Source organism: Nocardia sp. NPDC052001 (genome assembly GCF_040680615.1).
Taxonomy (GTDB): domain Bacteria; phylum Actinomycetota; class Actinomycetes; order Mycobacteriales; family Mycobacteriaceae; genus Nocardia.
The window spans coordinates 223441-241207 of record NZ_JBFAXC010000006.1 but is presented as its reverse complement, the minus strand read 5'-3'; the positions used below and the strand labels follow the sequence as shown (position 1 = coordinate 241207).

General features: G+C 67.9%; 10 protein-coding genes. 6 read left to right on the top strand and 4 right to left on the bottom strand.

The window, feature by feature from the left end; translation table 11 throughout:
• Positions 1 to 8 precede the first annotated feature (8 nt).
• Positions 9 to 2687 carry a LuxR C-terminal-related transcriptional regulator gene (locus AB0L82_RS27735; protein WP_364642449.1) on the bottom strand — a complete coding sequence of 893 codons (2679 nt, stop codon included), beginning with the start codon at positions 2685 to 2687 and terminating at the stop codon, positions 9 to 11.
• A gap of 548 nt (positions 2688 to 3235) precedes the next feature.
• On the opposite strand from AB0L82_RS27735, the gene AB0L82_RS27730 reads away from it, so the two are divergent.
• Positions 3236 to 5932, top strand: coding sequence for a LuxR C-terminal-related transcriptional regulator (locus AB0L82_RS27730; protein ID WP_364642446.1), 2697 nt, complete (start codon positions 3236 to 3238; stop codon positions 5930 to 5932).
• Here AB0L82_RS27730 and pgi read toward each other — a convergent pair.
• Positions 5929 to 7569, bottom strand: a complete 1641-nt coding sequence (gene pgi / locus AB0L82_RS27725; protein ID WP_364642443.1) for a glucose-6-phosphate isomerase — start codon at positions 7567 to 7569, stop codon at positions 5929 to 5931. The two genes, AB0L82_RS27730 and pgi, sit on opposite strands and share 4 nt — an antisense overlap.
• Before the next feature lie 133 nt (positions 7570 to 7702).
• On the opposite strand from pgi, the gene AB0L82_RS27720 reads away from it, so the two are divergent.
• Entirely contained in the window at positions 7703 to 9154 is a 1452-nt protein-coding gene (locus AB0L82_RS27720; RefSeq protein ID WP_364642440.1) for an NAD-dependent succinate-semialdehyde dehydrogenase, read from the top strand.
• A 248-nt stretch (positions 9155 to 9402) separates the two neighbouring features.
• On the opposite strand, the gene AB0L82_RS27715 is transcribed toward AB0L82_RS27720, so the two are convergent.
• Positions 9403 to 9729 (bottom strand): chorismate mutase, encoded by a 327-nt coding sequence (locus tag AB0L82_RS27715; RefSeq protein ID WP_364642437.1) that lies wholly within the window; start codon positions 9727 to 9729, stop codon positions 9403 to 9405.
• A 323-nt stretch (positions 9730 to 10052) separates the two neighbouring features.
• On the opposite strand from AB0L82_RS27715, the gene pcrA reads away from it, so the two are divergent.
• The gene (gene pcrA, locus AB0L82_RS27710) at positions 10053 to 12527 is read left to right on the top strand and encodes a DNA helicase PcrA (RefSeq protein WP_364642434.1); all 2475 of its coding nucleotides are present in this window, start codon (positions 10053 to 10055) and stop codon (positions 12525 to 12527) included.
• 66 nt (positions 12528 to 12593) lie between these two features.
• On the opposite strand, the gene AB0L82_RS27705 is transcribed toward pcrA, so the two are convergent.
• Positions 12594 to 13919, bottom strand: a complete 1326-nt coding sequence (locus AB0L82_RS27705; RefSeq protein ID WP_364642431.1) for a peptidoglycan DD-metalloendopeptidase family protein — start codon at positions 13917 to 13919, stop codon at positions 12594 to 12596.
• Between the two features lie 543 nt (positions 13920 to 14462).
• Between AB0L82_RS27705 and sucC the strand changes: the two genes are divergently transcribed.
• The 3 genes from sucC (at position 14463) to AB0L82_RS27690 (ending at position 17707) form a co-directional block, all read left to right on the top strand.
• Entirely contained in the window at positions 14463 to 15629 is a 1167-nt protein-coding gene (gene sucC / locus AB0L82_RS27700; protein ID WP_364642428.1) for an ADP-forming succinate--CoA ligase subunit beta, read from the top strand.
• A gap of 14 nt (positions 15630 to 15643) precedes the next feature.
• Positions 15644 to 16558, top strand: coding sequence for a succinate--CoA ligase subunit alpha (gene sucD, locus AB0L82_RS27695; RefSeq protein WP_364642425.1), 915 nt, complete (start codon positions 15644 to 15646; stop codon positions 16556 to 16558).
• 195 nt (positions 16559 to 16753) lie between these two features.
• The gene (locus AB0L82_RS27690) at positions 16754 to 17707 is read left to right on the top strand and encodes a DUF5336 domain-containing protein (protein ID WP_364642422.1); all 954 of its coding nucleotides are present in this window, start codon (positions 16754 to 16756) and stop codon (positions 17705 to 17707) included.
• The last annotated feature ends 60 nt before the right edge of the window (positions 17708 to 17767 follow it).

Below are 17767 nucleotides of genomic sequence, written 5' to 3'. Positions count from 1 at the left end.
TGCGGTATTCAGTCCAGGCGCAACCGGGCCAATTCCACCCGGCTGGTGACGCCGAGCTTGCGGAACGTCCTGGACAGATGGTGACCGACGGTCTTGGGCGACAGGAACAGTCCCGCGCCGATCTCCTTATTGGTCGCGCCGGTGGCCGCCAACCGCGCCACCTGCAACTCCTGCGGGGTCAGATCGGCGACCGGACCGCGCGAACCCTCCGGAATCGCGCTCGCGCCCGCGGCCCGCAATTCCTGCCGGGCCCGCTGCGCCCACGGCTGCGTCCCCAGCCGCTCGAAGATATCGAGCGCCTCGCGGAGTTCGGTGCGTGCGGCGTCATTGCGCCGTTCCCGCCGCAGCCATTCACCGTAGAGCAGGCCCGAGCGCGCGCGATCGAACCATCGGGTGCCGATATCGTGCAGATCCATTGCGCGCGCGAAGGATTCGGCGTCATTGTGCAGCAGCCCGATACTGCGTCGCAGCAGCGCCTCCGCCCACGGCGCCTCCAGCGCCTTCGCCCACAGCCGCAGCTCATCGAGCGAATCCGTCACTCGCTCCGGCTGATTGAGGCGAACCGCGCATTCGATGCGATCGGCCCGCACCACCAGCCATTGCGCGGGCTGACTGGTCGGCAGCTCGACCAGTGCGTCCAGCCGGTCCAGCGCCTCGGCCCAGCGGCCCGCGCCCATATCCGAAAGCGCCAGCGCCCAATCGAAGTGGGCACGATGCGTGGACGCCAGATCGGTGCGCGCGAACGCCGAATCGGCCAGCTCCCGGCAGCGCTGCTCGGCACCGGACACCGCCGCGAGCATCGCCAGGTTCATATCGGCGTGCACCATTCGAATGGGCTGATCGGTGTTCTCGGCGATCCGCCTGCCCTCCGCGGAGAGCAATTCCGAATCGCGGAACCGGCCCGCCAGGAATTCCACCTGCCCCAGCATCAATTCGACCGGGGCCAGCCAGCCCAATCTGCCCTGCGCACGACAGAATTCGCTCAACTCCACCAGAATCCCGCGGGCGACCTCGACGTCGCCGATCACGATCGCCTGGGTGGCCAGCACGAAACGCACCGCAGGTTCATGATGCCGAATCTGCTCCGGCAGCAGGCTATTGCCGCGCAACAGGGCGATACCCGCCGACGGATCGGGTTCCAGCAGGGCCAGCGTGCCGTCATAGGCGCCCAGGAACTTGTCCCGGTCCGGGCTCGGCGGCAAACCCGCGAGCATGCCCCGCGACACCCGCATACCCGCGATATCGCCGTTCGTCCACGCCACCCGGCCCGCGTCCAACAGCATGGCCGCGGCCCGCAATGGTTCGGCCACAGCGGTTTCCGCCGCACCCTCCTGCAGGAGGCGCAGGGCGGTGGCGGGGGAGCCGTGCTCGAATTCGATATGCGCGAGCACCGAGGACAGCCGGGCGCGATGCACCGGATCCCCGGTCAGCTCCCGGGCCTGCCCGGCCAGCCGCCGCGCCCGGGCGAACTGCCCGGCATCCGCGGCGGTCTCCACCGCCCGCACCAGTCTGCGGGCGCGATCGGCCGGATCGGGGGTGAGCCGCGCCGCCCGCTCCCAGGCGGTCGCCGCCGCACCGTGCCCGGTCCGCACACAGGCGCGCTCGGCAGCGGCTTCCAACAGCGCCGCAACGGTTTCCACCGGTCCGGTGGTCGCGGCGGCCAGATGCCAGGCATGCCGATCCGGATCCGCCGCCAGCGCGACGGCCAAGGCCGCGTGCACGGTGACCCGATCGGATTCGGTCGCCGAGCGATAGGCCGCGGCCCGCAACAGCGGATGCCGGAAGGCCACGGACTGCCCGGTCACCGTCAGCATGGTGCTGTGCTCCGCCTCGGCTAGCGGCTCCGGGCCGATACCCAGGGCGGAAAGCACCCGCAGCACCACGCCGAGTTCACCCCCGGCATCGGCGGCCGCCACCAGCAGCGCCAGCCGTGCCCGCGCCGACAGATGCGCGATATGACCCTGATAGCCGGACAGCAGCCGCTCCGACAGCGCAGGCGGACCCACCGGCACCGAATCCAGGTTCATACCGGGCAATTCCAGCAGCGCCAGCGGATTACCCGCCGACTCCTCCACCACCCGATCCCGAATCTCCATGGGCAACTGCGGCATTCGATCCGCCAGCAGCGCCCGGGCCGCCTCGGTGTCCAGTGGCGAGAGCGTCAACAGCGGCAGCGCGGGCGCGGAGAAATCCGGGCGACCCGCGAAAAGTATGGCCACACCCTCGTTTCCGAGCCGCCGCGCGGTGAACATCAGGGCGTCGATGGACGGCTGATCCACCCACTGCGCGTCATCGACCAGCACCAGCACCGGTCCCAGCGCCGACAACTCCGCCAGCAGCGACAGCGTCGCCAGGCCGACCAGGAACCGCTCCGGATGCGCCGCGTCCTCCAGACCCAGCGCACCGCCCAGCGCCAGCCGCTGCGGCTCCGGCAGCAGATCCCGCAGATGCAGCGCGGGCTCCAGCAACTGCCGCAAGCCCGAGAACGCCAATTCCGCCTCGGTCTCCATCCCGGTGCAGCGCAGAATCCGCCACTGCGGGTCCACCAGCTCCCGCGCCCGCGCCAGCAGCGCCGACTTACCTTCCCCGGGACCGGCGATCAACGCCAGCACCCCGCTCCGCCCCCGCCCGGCCTCCGAAAGCACCGCTCCGATCCGCTGTTCTTCCCCCATCCGGCCGTACAGCACCCAGAAAACCTATCCGCTCGGCCCGACACCATTCGCCGCGAGGCTCCGGCCGGCCGCCGCGGCTGCCTACCGCGCCGGTCGATCACCGAACTCTCGAAGCACTCTCATCGCGGCCCGATGTGGCCGTATTCGCGACCACGGGGCCCCTCGGTTATCGCGGTCGGCGCGGTAACTCGTTAACGCCGTTCACGATTCGGCGCGAGCGGGTATCGCGCGGCGGTCGCGGGGCCGTCCGGTGCACGTACAGCTCAGGACCTCGCGAGGTGATGGCCGTGCGGCGGGAGAGTGTCCGGTCTCTCATATCGGCCGTGGACGGGGGGCCACGGCACCCGTGTGATGTGCGACGCCGGTGACTCGGAGCGGGTTGCCCCGGCGAGTCGGGTCCGACGCGCGGCCCGGGGATGAAAGCCGTTGTGCCGGTCGTCATCCAGTGCGCACCGCACCGCGCGCAGCGGGTCAGGCGGGTATTCGGCCGGGTCGCGGTCGCCGCGAACCGCAGCGCAACCGTCCGATTTCCGGACGTATCGGGTTTGCCGAATCGTCACACGATGCATAGGTTGTCGCATGTGCTGTACGGTCGCTTCCCCGAAGTGCAGCAGATCGGAACGCTGCTCGCCGCCGCGCGAAAGGGCCGCAGCGGCGCGCTTGCCCTGTCCGCCGAGGCGGGCGAAGGCAAATCCGCCCTGCTGCAGTACGCCGCCGCGCAGGCCGCCGAGTGGCGAATCCTGCGCTGCTCCGGCATCGAGAGCGAATCCGAACTACCCTTCGCCGGACTGCACCTACTGCTCGGCACCGCCCTCGATCGCCTCGATACGCTGCCCGAACCGCAGCGCAAGGCACTCGGCGGCGCACTCGGACTCGGCCCCTCCGACGGCGCCGACCGCTTCCTCATCGGCGTCGCCACCCTGACCCTGCTCGCCGAACTCTCCGCCGACGGACCCGTGCTCTGCCTCATCGACGACGCACACTGGCTGGATCGGCCGTCCGCCGACGTGCTGCGCTTCGCCGCCCGGCGACTCGGTGCCGAAGGCATCGTCATGCTCTTCGCCGGGCGCAAGGAATTCGAGCTCAGCGGTCTGCCCGCACTGCGACTCGGACCGCTCGACGCCGCCTCCGCGGCCGCCATGCTCGCCGAATGCAGTCCCGGACTCAGCCCCGACCAGCGCGACCGCGTACTGGCCGAGGCCGCCGGAAACCCGCTCGCCCTGCTCGAATTCCCGCGCATGAACCGCGACGCCTCACCCGCCGCGCCACTGCCGCTGCCGCTGCGACTGCGCAGCGGCTACGAACGCCAGATCGCCGAATGGACCATCGGCGCGCGCACCGCACTGCTCGTCGTGGCCGCCGAGGAAACCGGTGACCTCGGCGTCGTACTGCGCGCACTGGAGCTGCTGGGCCACCCGCCCGCCGCGCTGGACGAGGCCGAACAGTCCGGCATGGTCGCCGTCACCGAACACACGGTGAGCTTCCGGCATCCGCTCAAACGCTCGGCCGCCTACCACGGCGCGTCGTTCACCCAGCGGCTCGCGGTGCACGCCGCCATCGCCGAGGCGCTCGCCGACGATCCGAGCCGCAGCGCCTGGCATCTGGCCGCCGCCAGCACCGGACCCGATGAAAACGTCGCCGCCGCACTGGAATCCGCCGCCGAACGCGCCCGCGAACGCACCGGGCACGCCTCGGCCGCCGTCGCCCTCGAACGCGCCGCCAACCTCACCCCGGACCCGGCCACCCGGGCCCGGCGACTGGTGCTGGCCGTGGAAACCGCCGCCGACGCCGGGCATACCGAACGCGCCAGGCAACTCGCCGACGACGCCGAACAACTGCCGCTCGACGCCGTCGAACGCGCTCGCGTCGGAAGTACCAGGGCGCTACTGGAATTCGAGCACGGCTCACTGCACCGGGCACATCAGTTGATGATCGCCGCCGCCGTCGAAGTCGCCGAGATCGAACCCGAACGGGCCGCCTGGCTATTGGTCGAAGCTGGTCGAATCGCCTGGACCGCAGGCGATATCGACGGCGTGTACGCCGGACACAAACGACTCACCGCGCTGCCGGAGGAAGTGAGCGCACCGCTGCAGGCCGCACTGCGCGGCGGGCTCGCCATCCTCGAAGGCGAACTGGCGGAGGGCATTTCCCTGATCCGCGCCAATGTCGCCTTCAGTCGCAGCGTGCCGCTCGAAATGACCTCGCTGCGACTGGCTTTCGCATTGCAGGCCGCCCTCATCGGCGATATGCAGGTCGCGCGCGAACAATTGACCGAACTCGCCGACCTCGCCCGCGCGCGCGGCATGATCGGCTGGTTCCCGGCCATCGGCACCACCCTGGCCACCTCCGAACTCATTCTCGGGCGACTGCGCGAGGCCGAACTCATGGCCACCGCCACCGCCCGCATCGCCGCCGATATCGGCCAGCCCTCCCGGGTCGCGGGCGCCGAATCGGTGCTGGCCATGATCGCCGCCATCCAGGGCGACGCCGACCGCTGCCGCGAACTCGCCGACCGCAATCTGCGCAACGCGCCCGGCGACCACAATGCCGTCGACGTCACGCACTGCGAATGGGCGCTCGCCCTACTGGATCTGGGCCAGGGCCGGTACGAACAGGCGCTCGGTCGACTGGATGCCCTGCATCGCGCACCCGCGCAGGCCCGCGGCCACTGGACCGACCTGCTGCGGGATCTGATCGAGGCCGCCGTGCGACTGCGCAGACCCGAACGCGGCTCGGCCGCCATGGCCGAAATCGAAGCCTGGGCAGCGGCATTGGACACCCCGTGGGCATCCGGGATCATGCTCAGCTGCCAGGGCATGCTGCGCGGCGACGGCGCACTACTCGCACAGGCATTGGAATTGCATCTGGCCGCCGACCGGCGCTACGACCACGCGCGCACCGCCCTGGTCTACGGCGAATGGCTGCGCCGTGAGCGACGCATGAACGAGGCCCGCATCCACCTGCGGCAGGCCCTGGAAACCTTCGACCGGCTCGGCGCGGCGCCGTGGGCCGAGCACGCGCGCATCGAATTGCGCGCCGCCGGAGAGGGTTCGGTGCCCGAACCGGAGAACGATATGGCCGCGCGGCTCACCCCGCAGGAACTCCAGGTGGTCCGGCTCGCCGCGGGCGGCGCCACCAACAAGGAGATCGCCGCCCAACTGTTCCTCAGCCCCAAAACCGTTGGGCACCACCTCTACCGAGCCTTCCCCAAGCTCGGCGTCAGCAACCGCGTGGAACTCGCCCGCCTGCCCATCGGCTAGGCGCGGCGCTCCCGATACCAGCGGATCAACGCGTCGGTGGATGAATCAGACTGCGGTGCGGGATCTTCGGCGGAAGTCAGCAGCGGCTCCAACGCCAGGGCCTGCTGCTTGCCGAGTTCGACGCCCCACTGATCGAAGCTGTCGATACCCCAGATCGCGCCCTCCACGAACACCTGGTGCTCGTACAGCGCGATGAGCTGACCCAGCACCGACGGCGTCAGCTTCGGCGCGAGAATCGCCGTGGACGGGCGGTTGCCCGGCATCACCTTGTGCGGCACCAGATTCGGATCGGTGCCCTCGGCGGTGATCTCCTCGGCGGTCTTGCCGAACGCCAGCACCTTGGTCTGCGCGAACAGATTGCTCATCAGGATGTCGTGCATGCTGCCGGTGCCGTCGAGGGTCGGCAGATCGTCGGTGGGACGGGCGAATCCGATGAAATCCGCCGGTACCAGCCGCGTACCCTGGTGCAGCAGTTGATAGAACGCGTGCTGGCCATTGGTTCCCGGTTCGCCCCAGAAGATCTCACCGGTCGAGGTGGTCACCGGCGTGCCGTCCGAGCGCACCGATTTACCGTTCGACTCCATGGTCAACTGCTGCAGGTACGCCGGGAAGCGCGCCAGATCATTCGAATACGGCAGCACCGCACGCGATTGCGCGCCGAAGAAGTTCGAGTACCAGACACCGAGCAGGCCCAGCAGCACCGGCGCGTTCTCGCTCAGCGGCGCGGTGCGGAAATGCTCGTCGACCCGGTGCATACCATCGAGGAATTCGGCGAACCGCTCCTTGCCGATGACCGTCATCACCGACAGGCCGATGGCCGAATCCACCGAATAGCGGCCGCCCACCCAATCCCAGAAGCCGAACATATTCGCGGTGTCGATACCGAAATCGGCGACCCGCTGCGCATGCGTGGAGACCGCGACGAAATGCTTGGCCACCGCGTCCTCGCCGAGCGCGGCCACCAGCCAGCGCCGGGCGGCGGTGGCATTGGTGAGCGTCTCCAGCGTGGAGAAGGTCTTGGACGCCACGATGAACAGCGTCGTCGCCGGATCGAGGCCGTCCAGCTTCGAAATCAGGTCCGCCGGATCGACATTCGAGACGAACCGCGCCGAAATGCCCGCATCGGCGTAATGCCGCAGCGCCAGGTACACCATGGCCGGACCCAGATCCGAACCGCCGATACCGATGTTCACCACCGTGGTGATGCGTTCCCCGGTCGCGCCGCGCCACTCGCCCGAACGCACCGCATCGGTGAAATCGCCCATGCGGCGCAGCACTTCGTGCACCTGCTCGCCCGCGTCGACCCCGTCGACCATGACGACCTGCCCGGCCGGAACCCGCAGCGCCACATGCTCTACCGCGCGATCCTCCGAGGTATTGATGTGCTCACCCGCGAACATCGCGTCACGATGCGCCGCGACCCCCGCGGTTTCCGCCAATTCGACCAGCAGATCCAAGGTTTCGCGGGTCACGCGATGCTTGGAGTAGTCGATGTGCAGGTCCGCGACACCCACGGTCAACTCACGCCCGCGGCCCGGATCCTCCGCGAAGAACTCGCGCAGGTGACGTCCGGCCAGGGACGCATGATGGTCGTGCAGTTTCCGCCAGGCCGCCGATGCGGTGATGTCGCTGCTCACGCTCGCCGAGGTTACAACCACCCTTCGCTACGCGCAGGTAACACCGGTCAACCGCATCGGGTTCCCGGCGTGCCGGGGTGCGAAGTCGCAGGACCGAGCCGCGAACGCGATGTACGAGCCTAGGGTGGATTGCATGGTTTCAGAACGCGAACTACTCGAATCCATACCTACGAAGCTGTGGATCGGCGGGCCCGTCGATGCCACCGGGGGTGGCACCTTCCCGGTGCGCAATCCGGCGACGGGGGAGACCCTGGTCGAAATCGCCGATGCCACTCCGGAAGACGCGGTGCGCGCGCTCGACGCGGCCGTCGCGGTGCAGGCCGAATGGGCCGCCACCCCGGCCCGGCAGCGCGGGGAGATCCTGCGCGCGGTGTTCGAGGCGATCACCGCGCGGTCCGAGGAATTCGCCCTCCTCATGACCCTGGAAATGGGCAAGGCGCTGCCCGAGAGCCGTAATGAGGTCCGCTACGGGGCGGAGTTCTTCCGGTGGTTCAGCGAGGAAGCCGTCCGGGTGCACGGCCGGTATCAGTCCGCGCCCGCCGGTGTCGGCCGCATTCTCGTGCACAAACAGCCGGTCGGGCCGTGCCTGGCCATCACCCCGTGGAATTTCCCGCTGGCCATGGGCACCCGCAAGATCGGCCCCGCGCTGGCCGCCGGTTGCACCATGATCGTCAAGCCCGCGAGCGAGACACCGCTCACCATGTTGCTGCTGGCCCAGCTCTGCCGCGACGCCGGACTGCCGGACGGCGTGCTGTCGGTGATCACCACCAGCCATTCCGGTGCCGTCACGGCCCCGCTGCTGAACGATCCGCGCCTGCGCAAGCTCACCTTCACCGGATCCACCCCGGTCGGTAAGAAGCTCGTCGAGGCGTCCGCGCACGGTCTGCTGCGCACCTCCATGGAACTCGGCGGCAACGCGCCCTTCGTGGTGTTCGACGATGCCGATATCGATGCGGCGGTACAGGGCGCGGTGCTCGCGAAACTTCGCAATGGCGGCGAAGCGTGCACGGCCGCCAATCGCTTCCACGTCCAGAACTCGGTCCGGGAGGAGTTCACCCGGAAACTGGTGTCCGCCATGGCCGAATACAAGCTCGGCCCGGGCACCGATCCCGAGTCCACGCTCGGCCCGCTCATCAACGAGGATCAGCTGGACACCGTCACCGAACTGGTGGAGGACGCCGTATCCGCCGGTGCCCGAGTCGAATTGGGTGGTAAAGCGCCCGGCGGCCCGGGCTGGTTCTACCCGGCCACCGTGCTCACCGAGCTGCCCCCGCAGTCCCGCATCCTGCGCGAGGAGGTCTTCGGGCCGGTTGCCCCGATTGTCGGTTTCGAGACCGAGGAGGAGGGCCTGGCCGCCGCCAACAACACCGAATTCGGCCTGGTCGCATACGTTTACACGCAGAATCTGGACCGCGCGCTACGTATTGCCGAGGGTTTGGAAACCGGCATGGTCGGCGTCAATCGCGGCGTCATCTCCGATCCCGCCGCGCCCTTCGGTGGCGTCAAGGAATCCGGCTTCGGCCGCGAGGGCGGTTTCGAGGGCATCGAGGAGTACCTCAACACCAAGTACATCGCCCTGCCCTGATCCGGGCTCGGCTCCTGCGGAAATGAAGAACCGCCCCGGGGTAAGACACCCGGGGCGGCCTCTGGAAAGCGCTACTCGCTCGCACGAGTGTCGCGTGGTCTCTGCGGTGGCCTCTCGGCACACCGCACGTTGTATCGGCGGGAACGGTCTCCCGCGTTATCAACTTTCCTCAAAGAGGTGGATGACCGGCGAACACTCGGTGCCGATGAATCGATCTGCGGTACTGCTCGTGCCCGATTAGTCCTTTATCAGTGGCCGAGGCGGCCACGGCCCAAGCGCAGCAACAGCATGGCGAGGGTGTGACCCTCCTGGCCCAGCTCGCTGAAACGCTCCAGCACCTTCATCTCGCGCGAGTGCACGAGCTTGGTGCCGCCATTGGCCATTCGGGTGCGGCCGATAATGCGCGATACTTCGGTCCGGCGCTTGATGGCCGCCAGAATCTCGGCGTCGAGCTTGTCGATTTCCTTGCGCAGCTTGTCGATCTCCGCCTCCGAGGGCAGCGGCGCCGCCTCGGCGGGCATGGCGGAGTCCGCTCCGGTAGCAGGCTCGGATTGCCCCGTCGTCGAGATGCTCATACTTTCAACTCCTCGTGGTCCCAGAACGTCGATCGGCAGGCGGTCCCGACCCGTTACCGATCGGTTCTTCACCAAGAATCAGACCTCTTGCGCCCTACATTGTCCCCCGTACGGAGCGCTCAGGTGTATTCAGTAGCCAAAGCGCCGGTCATGGGGCCAAGTGTGCCATGCGGGGTAGGCAAACCAAAACGTCTTCGTTTGTGAATCTGCTGAGTTTTTCGTGCCGCGGCGTTCACTCCCGGTTCGCGAGACCGGCACTTATCGGACACCTTCTGCCGCCGGACTGCACACCTGTCGGTGGCCGCCGGTAGCGTGGATGGGCGATGAAGACGACGGTGGCACAGGATGAGCACAAGGCCGGGCAGACACTGCTCGAGGGGTTGAATCCGCAACAGCGCGCGGCGGTGGTGCACACCGGGACTCCGCTGCTGATCGTGGCGGGCGCGGGGTCGGGAAAGACCGCCGTGCTCACCCGGCGCATCGCCTATCTATTGGACGCGCGCGGGGTCCGCCCCGGCGAGATCCTGGCCATCACCTTCACCAATAAGGCCGCCGCCGAAATGCGCGAGCGGGTGGCCGGACTGGTCGGGCCGCGTGCGGCGGGCATGTGGGTCTCCACCTTCCACTCCAGCTGTGTTCGCATTCTTCGCACCCAGGCCAATCTGGTGGCCGGGCTCAACTCCAACTTCTCCATCTACGACGCCGACGACTCGCGCCGCCTGCTCGCCATGGTGAGCCGCGATTTCGACATCGACGCCAAGAAGTACACGCCGCGCCTGCTCGCCACCGCCATCTCCAACCTCAAGAACGAACTCATCGATCCGGCCCAGGCCGCCGCCGACGCCGAGACCGAAGAGGCCGAACTGCCGCGCCTGGTCGCCAAGGTCTACGACGAGTACCAGCGGCGGCTGCGCGCGGCCAACGCCATGGACTTCGACGACCTCATCGGCGAGACGGTCGCCATGCTGCAGCGGCATCCGCAGGTGGCCGAGTACTACCGGCGGCGCTTCCGGCACGTGCTGGTCGACGAATACCAGGACACCAACCACGCGCAGTACACGCTGGTGCGCGAATTGGTCGGGCATCACCGGAGTTCCTGGGGCGACGACGACACCCTGGAACCGGCCTCCGATGATCGGGTACCGCCCAGCGAACTCTGCGTCGTGGGCGACGCGGATCAGTCCATCTACGCCTTCCGCGGCGCGACCATCCGCAATATCGAGGAGTTCGAGCGCGACTTTCCGGACGCGGAAACCATTCTGCTGGAACAGAATTACCGCTCCACCCAGCACATCCTCGCCGCCGCCAACGCCGTCATCGCGCGCAATGAGAACCGGCGCGAGAAGAAGCTGTGGACCGACTCCGGCGACGGTGAACTGATCGTCGGCTACGTCGCGGACAACGAACACGACGAGGCCTCCTTCGTGGCGAAGGAGATCGACAAACTCGTCGATCAGGGCGAGGCCAACTACAACGACGTCGCGGTCTTCTACCGCACCAACAACAATTCGCGCGCCCTCGAAGAGATCTTCATTCGAATGGGATTGCCGTACAAGGTCGTCGGCGGCGTGCGCTTCTACGAGCGCAAGGAGGTCCGCGATATCGTCGCGTACCTGCGCGTGCTGGAGAATCCGGATGACGCGGTGAGCCTGCGCCGAATTCTCAACACCCCGCGCCGCGGTATCGGCGATCGCGCCGAGGCGTGCGTGGCCGTGCACGCCGAACAGCGCAATATCGGCTTCGCACAGGCGCTCCGGGATGCCGCCGACGGCAAGGTGGCGCTGCTGAACACCCGTGCCGTACGCGCCATCGCCGGATTCGTGGAACTGCTCGGCGAGATCCGCGCGGCGGGCGTACAGGAGGATCAGGACTTCCCGGATGTCGGCAATGTGGTCGAGGCGGTGCTCGATCGCACCGGCTACCGCCGCGAACTCGAGGCGTCGGACGATCCGCAGGACGGTGCGCGGCTGGACAACCTCAACGAATTGGTCAGCGTCGCCCGCGAATTCAGTTCCGAGGCGCGCAACAATGTCGAGGCCGCCCGCGCCGAGGGCCTGCTGCCCGAACAGGCCGAGGGCGAACCCGAACCCGGATCGCTCGCCGCGTTCCTGGAACGCGTGTCGCTGGTGGCGGACAGCGATCAGATTCCCGATGAGGGCACCGGCGTGGTCACCATGATGACCCTGCACACCGCCAAGGGCCTGGAATTCCCGGTCGTCTTCGTCACCGGCTGGGAGGACGGGCAGTTCCCGCATATGCGCGCCCTCGGCGATCCCACCGAACTGGCCGAGGAACGCCGCCTCGCCTACGTCGGCATCACCCGCGCCCGCCAGCGCCTCTATCTCACCCGCGCGGTGGTCCGCTCCGGCTGGGGCCAGCCTGTCTCCAATCCCGAATCCCGCTTCCTGCAGGAAATTCCGGGCCACCTGATGGACTGGCGACGCCTCGAACCCACCATCTCGCAAACCGGCCGGAGCATGCGCCGCCGCGGCGAAGACGATGGCTTCGAACGCGATTGGACCCGCGGCGACGGCTGGTCCGAAACCCGCCCCGGCCTGCGCGGTGGTGGCGAGCGCCGCCCCTCCCCATCCGCCTCCTCCGGCAGCGGCGCGGGTAAACGCAACAACACCGGCCTGGTCCTCGCCGTGGGCGACCGCGTCAGCGACGACAAATACGGCCTCGGCCGCGTGGTCGCCGCCGAGGGCTTCGGCACCCTCGCCACCGTCACCATCGACTTCGGCACCGCGGGCAAGATCCGCCTCATCCCGTCCTACAGCCGCACCCTCGTCAAACTCTGACCTGAAAAGCGTAGTGCCCACCCGATTGTCGATCGGGTGGGCACTACGAAGGTATTCGCTTATCGCTCAGTCGCGCTGGATGCCGAGCGAGATCCCTCGGGAGGCGAGCCAGGGGAGGGGGTCGATCTTGTCGACGCCGTTGAGCCAGACTTCGAAGTGGCAGTGCGGGCCGGTGGAGAAGCCGCGGTTGCCGACGGTGGCGATCTGATCGCCCGCGAGGACGCGCTGCCCCGCGGAGACGGTCGCGGTGTCGATGTGGCCGTAGATGGTGACCGTGCCGTCATCGTGCAGCAGACGGACCCACATACCGAAACCCGAAGCGGGACCTGCCTCCAGGACCGTTGCGTCGGCTACGGCGTAAATGGGGGTGCCGATGGGGGCTGCCACGTCCACGCCGAGATGCTGGACACCCCAGCGGATGCCGAAACCCGAGGTGAAGTTTCCGGCGGCGAACTTGGTGAAGAGCGGGCGCAGTTTGGCGGCCTCGGCGGCGGCCAGATCCGACGCGTACTTCTGGCCCTTCTGCAGGATGTCGTTGAACTGGGTCAGATCAACGGGGGCACCGGAATTCAATACCTGCGGGGAACCGGAGGTGTCGCCGATGGTCTCGTTGGCGGACACCTCGCGCACCTGGGCGGCGGCCTGATACTCGACACTGTCGGTGTGCGTACTGGTTTCCATACCGGTCTGCCCGGCGGCGACCACCGCACCCGCGGCCACGGCCACCACGGCGGCGCGGCCCTTGAGCGAGTTCGGCGGGGTCGGAATGCGGTGCGTGCCACCGGCGCGGCGGCGTCCGCCGGCACGGGTGGGACGGTCCGCGGCCGAATCCGCGTCGTCCGCGTGCTGATCCACGCGGGCGCCGTCACCGGAGAACTGGAGACTCGCGCCGGAGGCGGTGCGGAAGCTGTAGACCGGGCGGTACTCGCCCGAGGGTTCGGGATCGGCGGGCGCGTCCCAATCGGCGCGCGACTGCCCGGCCCATTCGTCGGGGCTCGGTGCGGCCCAGCCGTCGGCGGCGGGTGCGACCTGCGTCGCGGGAGAGTTCCACGCGCCCTGGTCATTCCAGTTCGCGGTGTTCTCCCACTGCGGCTGCGCTTCCCAGCGGGGTTCGGGCTGCCATTCGGTGGCGGATGCCGGCCAGCTGTCGGCCGGGGCGCTCTGCCAGTTCTCGGCCGGAGCCTCCCACTGCTGTGTGGGGGCGGCCACCCAGTTGGGCGCGGCGGGTGCCGGTGCGTCCCAGTTCTGCGAACCGGACCAATCACCGTGCGACACCTGCGAACGCGGCGCGTGGGCATCGAAGTGAGTTGCGCCGCCACCGTTTCCGGCCTCATCGCGATAGCGATGGCCGTGTTTGGCGCGACTGCGAGCTGGGAACGGACCTTCGCTCATCGGAGCTGGTCCGGAGACTGCCGCGGTGCTGACGGAGTGCCTGCGGAGCGGAGCTCTACCTGCGGAGCGCTGTGCTGCGTCAAGCCTGCCGTCCTCCTGTCGTGACCGGGTTGTGACATCGACCGCATCGACGGTAACGAAACGATTGCGGGTCAGCAAGCGATGGGAGTGGTTCGACGCGCACGTGTGACATTCATCACGTTGCGTGCCAACATTTCCTCACTGTGCTTTGGGTAACCGAGTGAGCATTGTCAACGACGACACGTAGTACCCCGTGTCACTCTCCGGGATTCGTGTGTCCCACCTGGCGCGCCGTCAACAAGCTACTCGCGAGTAGCATTGACCATGCGTTTTGCAAGCGTAGAGACAGTACCGTGACCTGCGCCACTTAGGCTGTATGCGGCTGATTTCGGCTCCATGTGACTGATTAGAGTCCGACCCGACCCGCTGGCTTTCGAGCGATCTGCACGCAGTCGCTACGGGGCCGACAACGGGCCGCCAACCCAGACGTTGTCACAACAACGCAGACGAGACGGTGAGTACATGGATCTCTTCGAATATCAGGCGAAGGAACTCTTCGTGAAGCACGGAGTGCCTTCGTCGGAGGGTCGCGTCACCGACACGGCCGAGGACGCGCGGGCGATCGCCGAAGAAATCGGCAAGCCGGTAATGATCAAGTCGCAGGTCAAGGTCGGTGGCCGCGGCAAGGCCGGTGGCGTGAAGTACGCCGCCACCCCGGACGACGCCTTCACCCACGCCCAGAACATCCTGGGCCTGGACATCAAGGGCCACATCACCAAGAAGATCCTGGTCGCCGAGGCGAAGGACATCGCCGAGGAGTACTACATCTCCTTCCTGCTGGACCGCTCCAACCGCACCTACCTGGCCATGTGCTCGGTCGAGGGCGGTATGGAGATCGAGGAAGTCGCGGTCAAGTCCCCCGAGCGTCTGGCCAAGGTTCCGGTCGACGCGGTCAAGGGTGTCGACCTGGCCTTCGCCCGTTCCATCGCCGAGCAGGGCCACCTGCCCGCCGAGGTGCTCGACGCCGCGGCCGTGACCATCCAGAAGCTGTGGGAGGTGTTCGTCAAGGAGGACGCCACCCTGGTCGAGGTCAACCCGCTGGTTCGCACCCCCAATGACGAAATCCTGGCCCTCGACGGCAAGGTCACCCTGGACGCGAACGCCGAGTTCCGCCACCCCGACCACGCGGAGTTCGCGGATATCGACGCGACCGATCCGCTGGAGCTCAAGGCCAAGGAGAACGACCTCAACTACGTCAAGCTCGACGGTGAGGTCGGCATCATCGGCAACGGCGCCGGTCTGGTCATGTCGACCCTGGACGTGGTCGCGTACGCCGGTGAGAACCACAACGGCGTGAAGCCGGCCAACTTCCTCGACATCGGTGGCGGCGCCTCGGCTGCCGTCATGGCCGCGGGCCTGGATGTCATCCTGGGTGATGCCCAGGTCAAGAGTGTGTTCGTGAACGTCTTCGGCGGCATCACCGCCTGTGACGCGGTCGCGAACGGCATTGTCGGCGCGCTGGAGACCCTGGGCGCCGAGGCCAACAAGCCGCTGGTCGTGCGCCTCGACGGCAACAAGGTCGAGGAGGGTCGCAAGATCCTCGCCGACTTCAACCACCCGCTGGTGACTCTCGCCCAGACCATGGACGAAGGCGCCGACAAGGCCGCCGAGCTGGCTGCGGCCAAGTAAGGACACGAACCAATATGTCTATCTTCCTGAACAAGGACAACAAGGTCATCGTCCAGGGCATCACCGGCGGCGAGGGCACCAAGCACACCGCGCTGATGCTGAAGGCGGGCACCAATGTGGTCGGCGGTGTGAACGCTCGCAAGGCGGGCACCACCGTGACCCACACCGACAAGGACGGCAACACCGTCGAGCTGCCGGTGTTCGCTTCGGTCGCCGAGGCCATCGAGAAGACCGGGGCCGACACCTCGATCGCGTTCGTGCCGCCGGCTTTCTCCAAGGACGCCATCATCGAGGCCATCGACGCGGAGATCCCGCTGCTCGTGGTCATCACCGAGGGCATCCCGGTGCAGGACACCGCGTACGCGTGGGCCTACAACGTGGAGAAGGGCAACAAGACCCGGATCATCGGCCCGAACTGCCCCGGCATCATCACCCCGGGTGAGTCGCTGGTCGGCATCACCCCGGCCACCATCGCGGGCAAGGGCCCGATCGGCCTGGTCTCCAAGTCGGGCACCCTGACCTACCAGATGATGTTCGAGCTGCGCGACTTCGGTTTCTCGACCGCCATCGGCATCGGCGGCGACCCGGTCATCGGCACCACCCACATCGATGCCATCGAGGCGTTCGAGAAGGATCCCGAGACCAAGCTCATCGTCATGATCGGCGAGATCGGCGGCGACGCCGAGGAGCGGGCCGCGGCCTACATCAAGGCCAACGTCACCAAGCCGGTCGTCGGCTACGTCGCGGGCTTCACCGCTCCCGAGGGCAAGACCATGGGCCACGCCGGCGCCATCGTCTCCGACGGTGCGGGCACCGCGCAGGGCAAGAAGGAGGCCCTCGAGGCCGCGGGCGTGAAGGTCGGCAAGACCCCGTCCGAGACCGCCGCCCTGGCGCGCGAAATCCTCGAAAAGGCCAGCATCACCGCCTGATACGCGAGAACACGCAGGGCCGCCTCCCACTCGTGGGAGGCGGCCCTCGTCGTTTCGGGGGGTTGATTTGGGCTGGCGGCGTGGTGAATTCGCCCTATTGCGGAATGGGCACGGCCGGTGGTAGGTGGTGCCGCTGGGGGATTCGTGCAGTAGCGTCGGTGGGAGTTCGTGAACGACTCGATAGGAGACGACGACATGTCATACCCGACCGGGGGCTCGGGATACAACGGGCCCGCGCCGACGCCTTCCAACGCACCTGGCTATGGCTCGCAGCCCGCGGGTGCTCCCGCAGCAGGGTCGAGTACGACGGGCGTGGCGGGCAAGGGCCTTCCGTTCCTTCTCACCGTGGGCGTCGCCGCGCTCGGTGTGATCAACTTCCTGCTGGGTTTCGCGCCGTACAAGGGCAGCAAGGAACTCAGCCTCACGTACAACCTCTTCGAGTCGAATCCGTCGCTGGTCGGGATTCTGCTCTTCTCGGGTCTGCTCGCCGGACTTTCGTTGCTGCCCAAGCAGAATTGGACCGGGGTCGCGGCGGCCGCCGCGGTGACGGGTTTCCTGTCGATCCTGTTCAACTCGTTCACCGGTGACCTCGCCACCAAGTGGGGCGGCTGGGTGCTGGTGTTCCTGTCGCTGGTGCAGGCCGCGGTCGCGGTGATCGCGGTGCTGTTCGAGGTGGGCATCGTCAAGCCGCCCGCTCCGAAACCGGCCGCGCCGCAGGGCTTCGGGCAGCAGCAGCCGTTCGGTCAGAGCAGCGGCGGCTATCAGCAGCCGGGCTTCGGTCAGCAGGGTGGTTTCGGGCAGCAGCCGCCGTCCTTCGGGCAGCCGCCGCAGCAGCAGGGCCAGCCGTCCGGGTACGGCACCGGTGGTCAGTACCCACAGCAGCCGTCCTACGGTCAGCAGCCCGCGGGATACGGCACCGGATCGCAGCCGCAGCCGAGCTACGGTCAGCAGTCGTACGGCCAGCCGCAGCCGGGTGGATACAGCCAGCAGCAGCCGTCCTACGGCCAGCCCGCCGGTAATGAGAACGCCACCCAGCACTTCGGCGCGCAGCCGCCGCGCCCGGCCCAGCCGTTCGGTGGCGAACAGGCCGCCGATCCGGCCGCCGACGCGACCCGCGCGTTCCGTCCGGGCCAGGACGACAAACAGTAGCGACACCCAGCTCGAAGGAACGGCCCCCGGTATTCACCGGGGGCCGTTCGCTATTCAGGT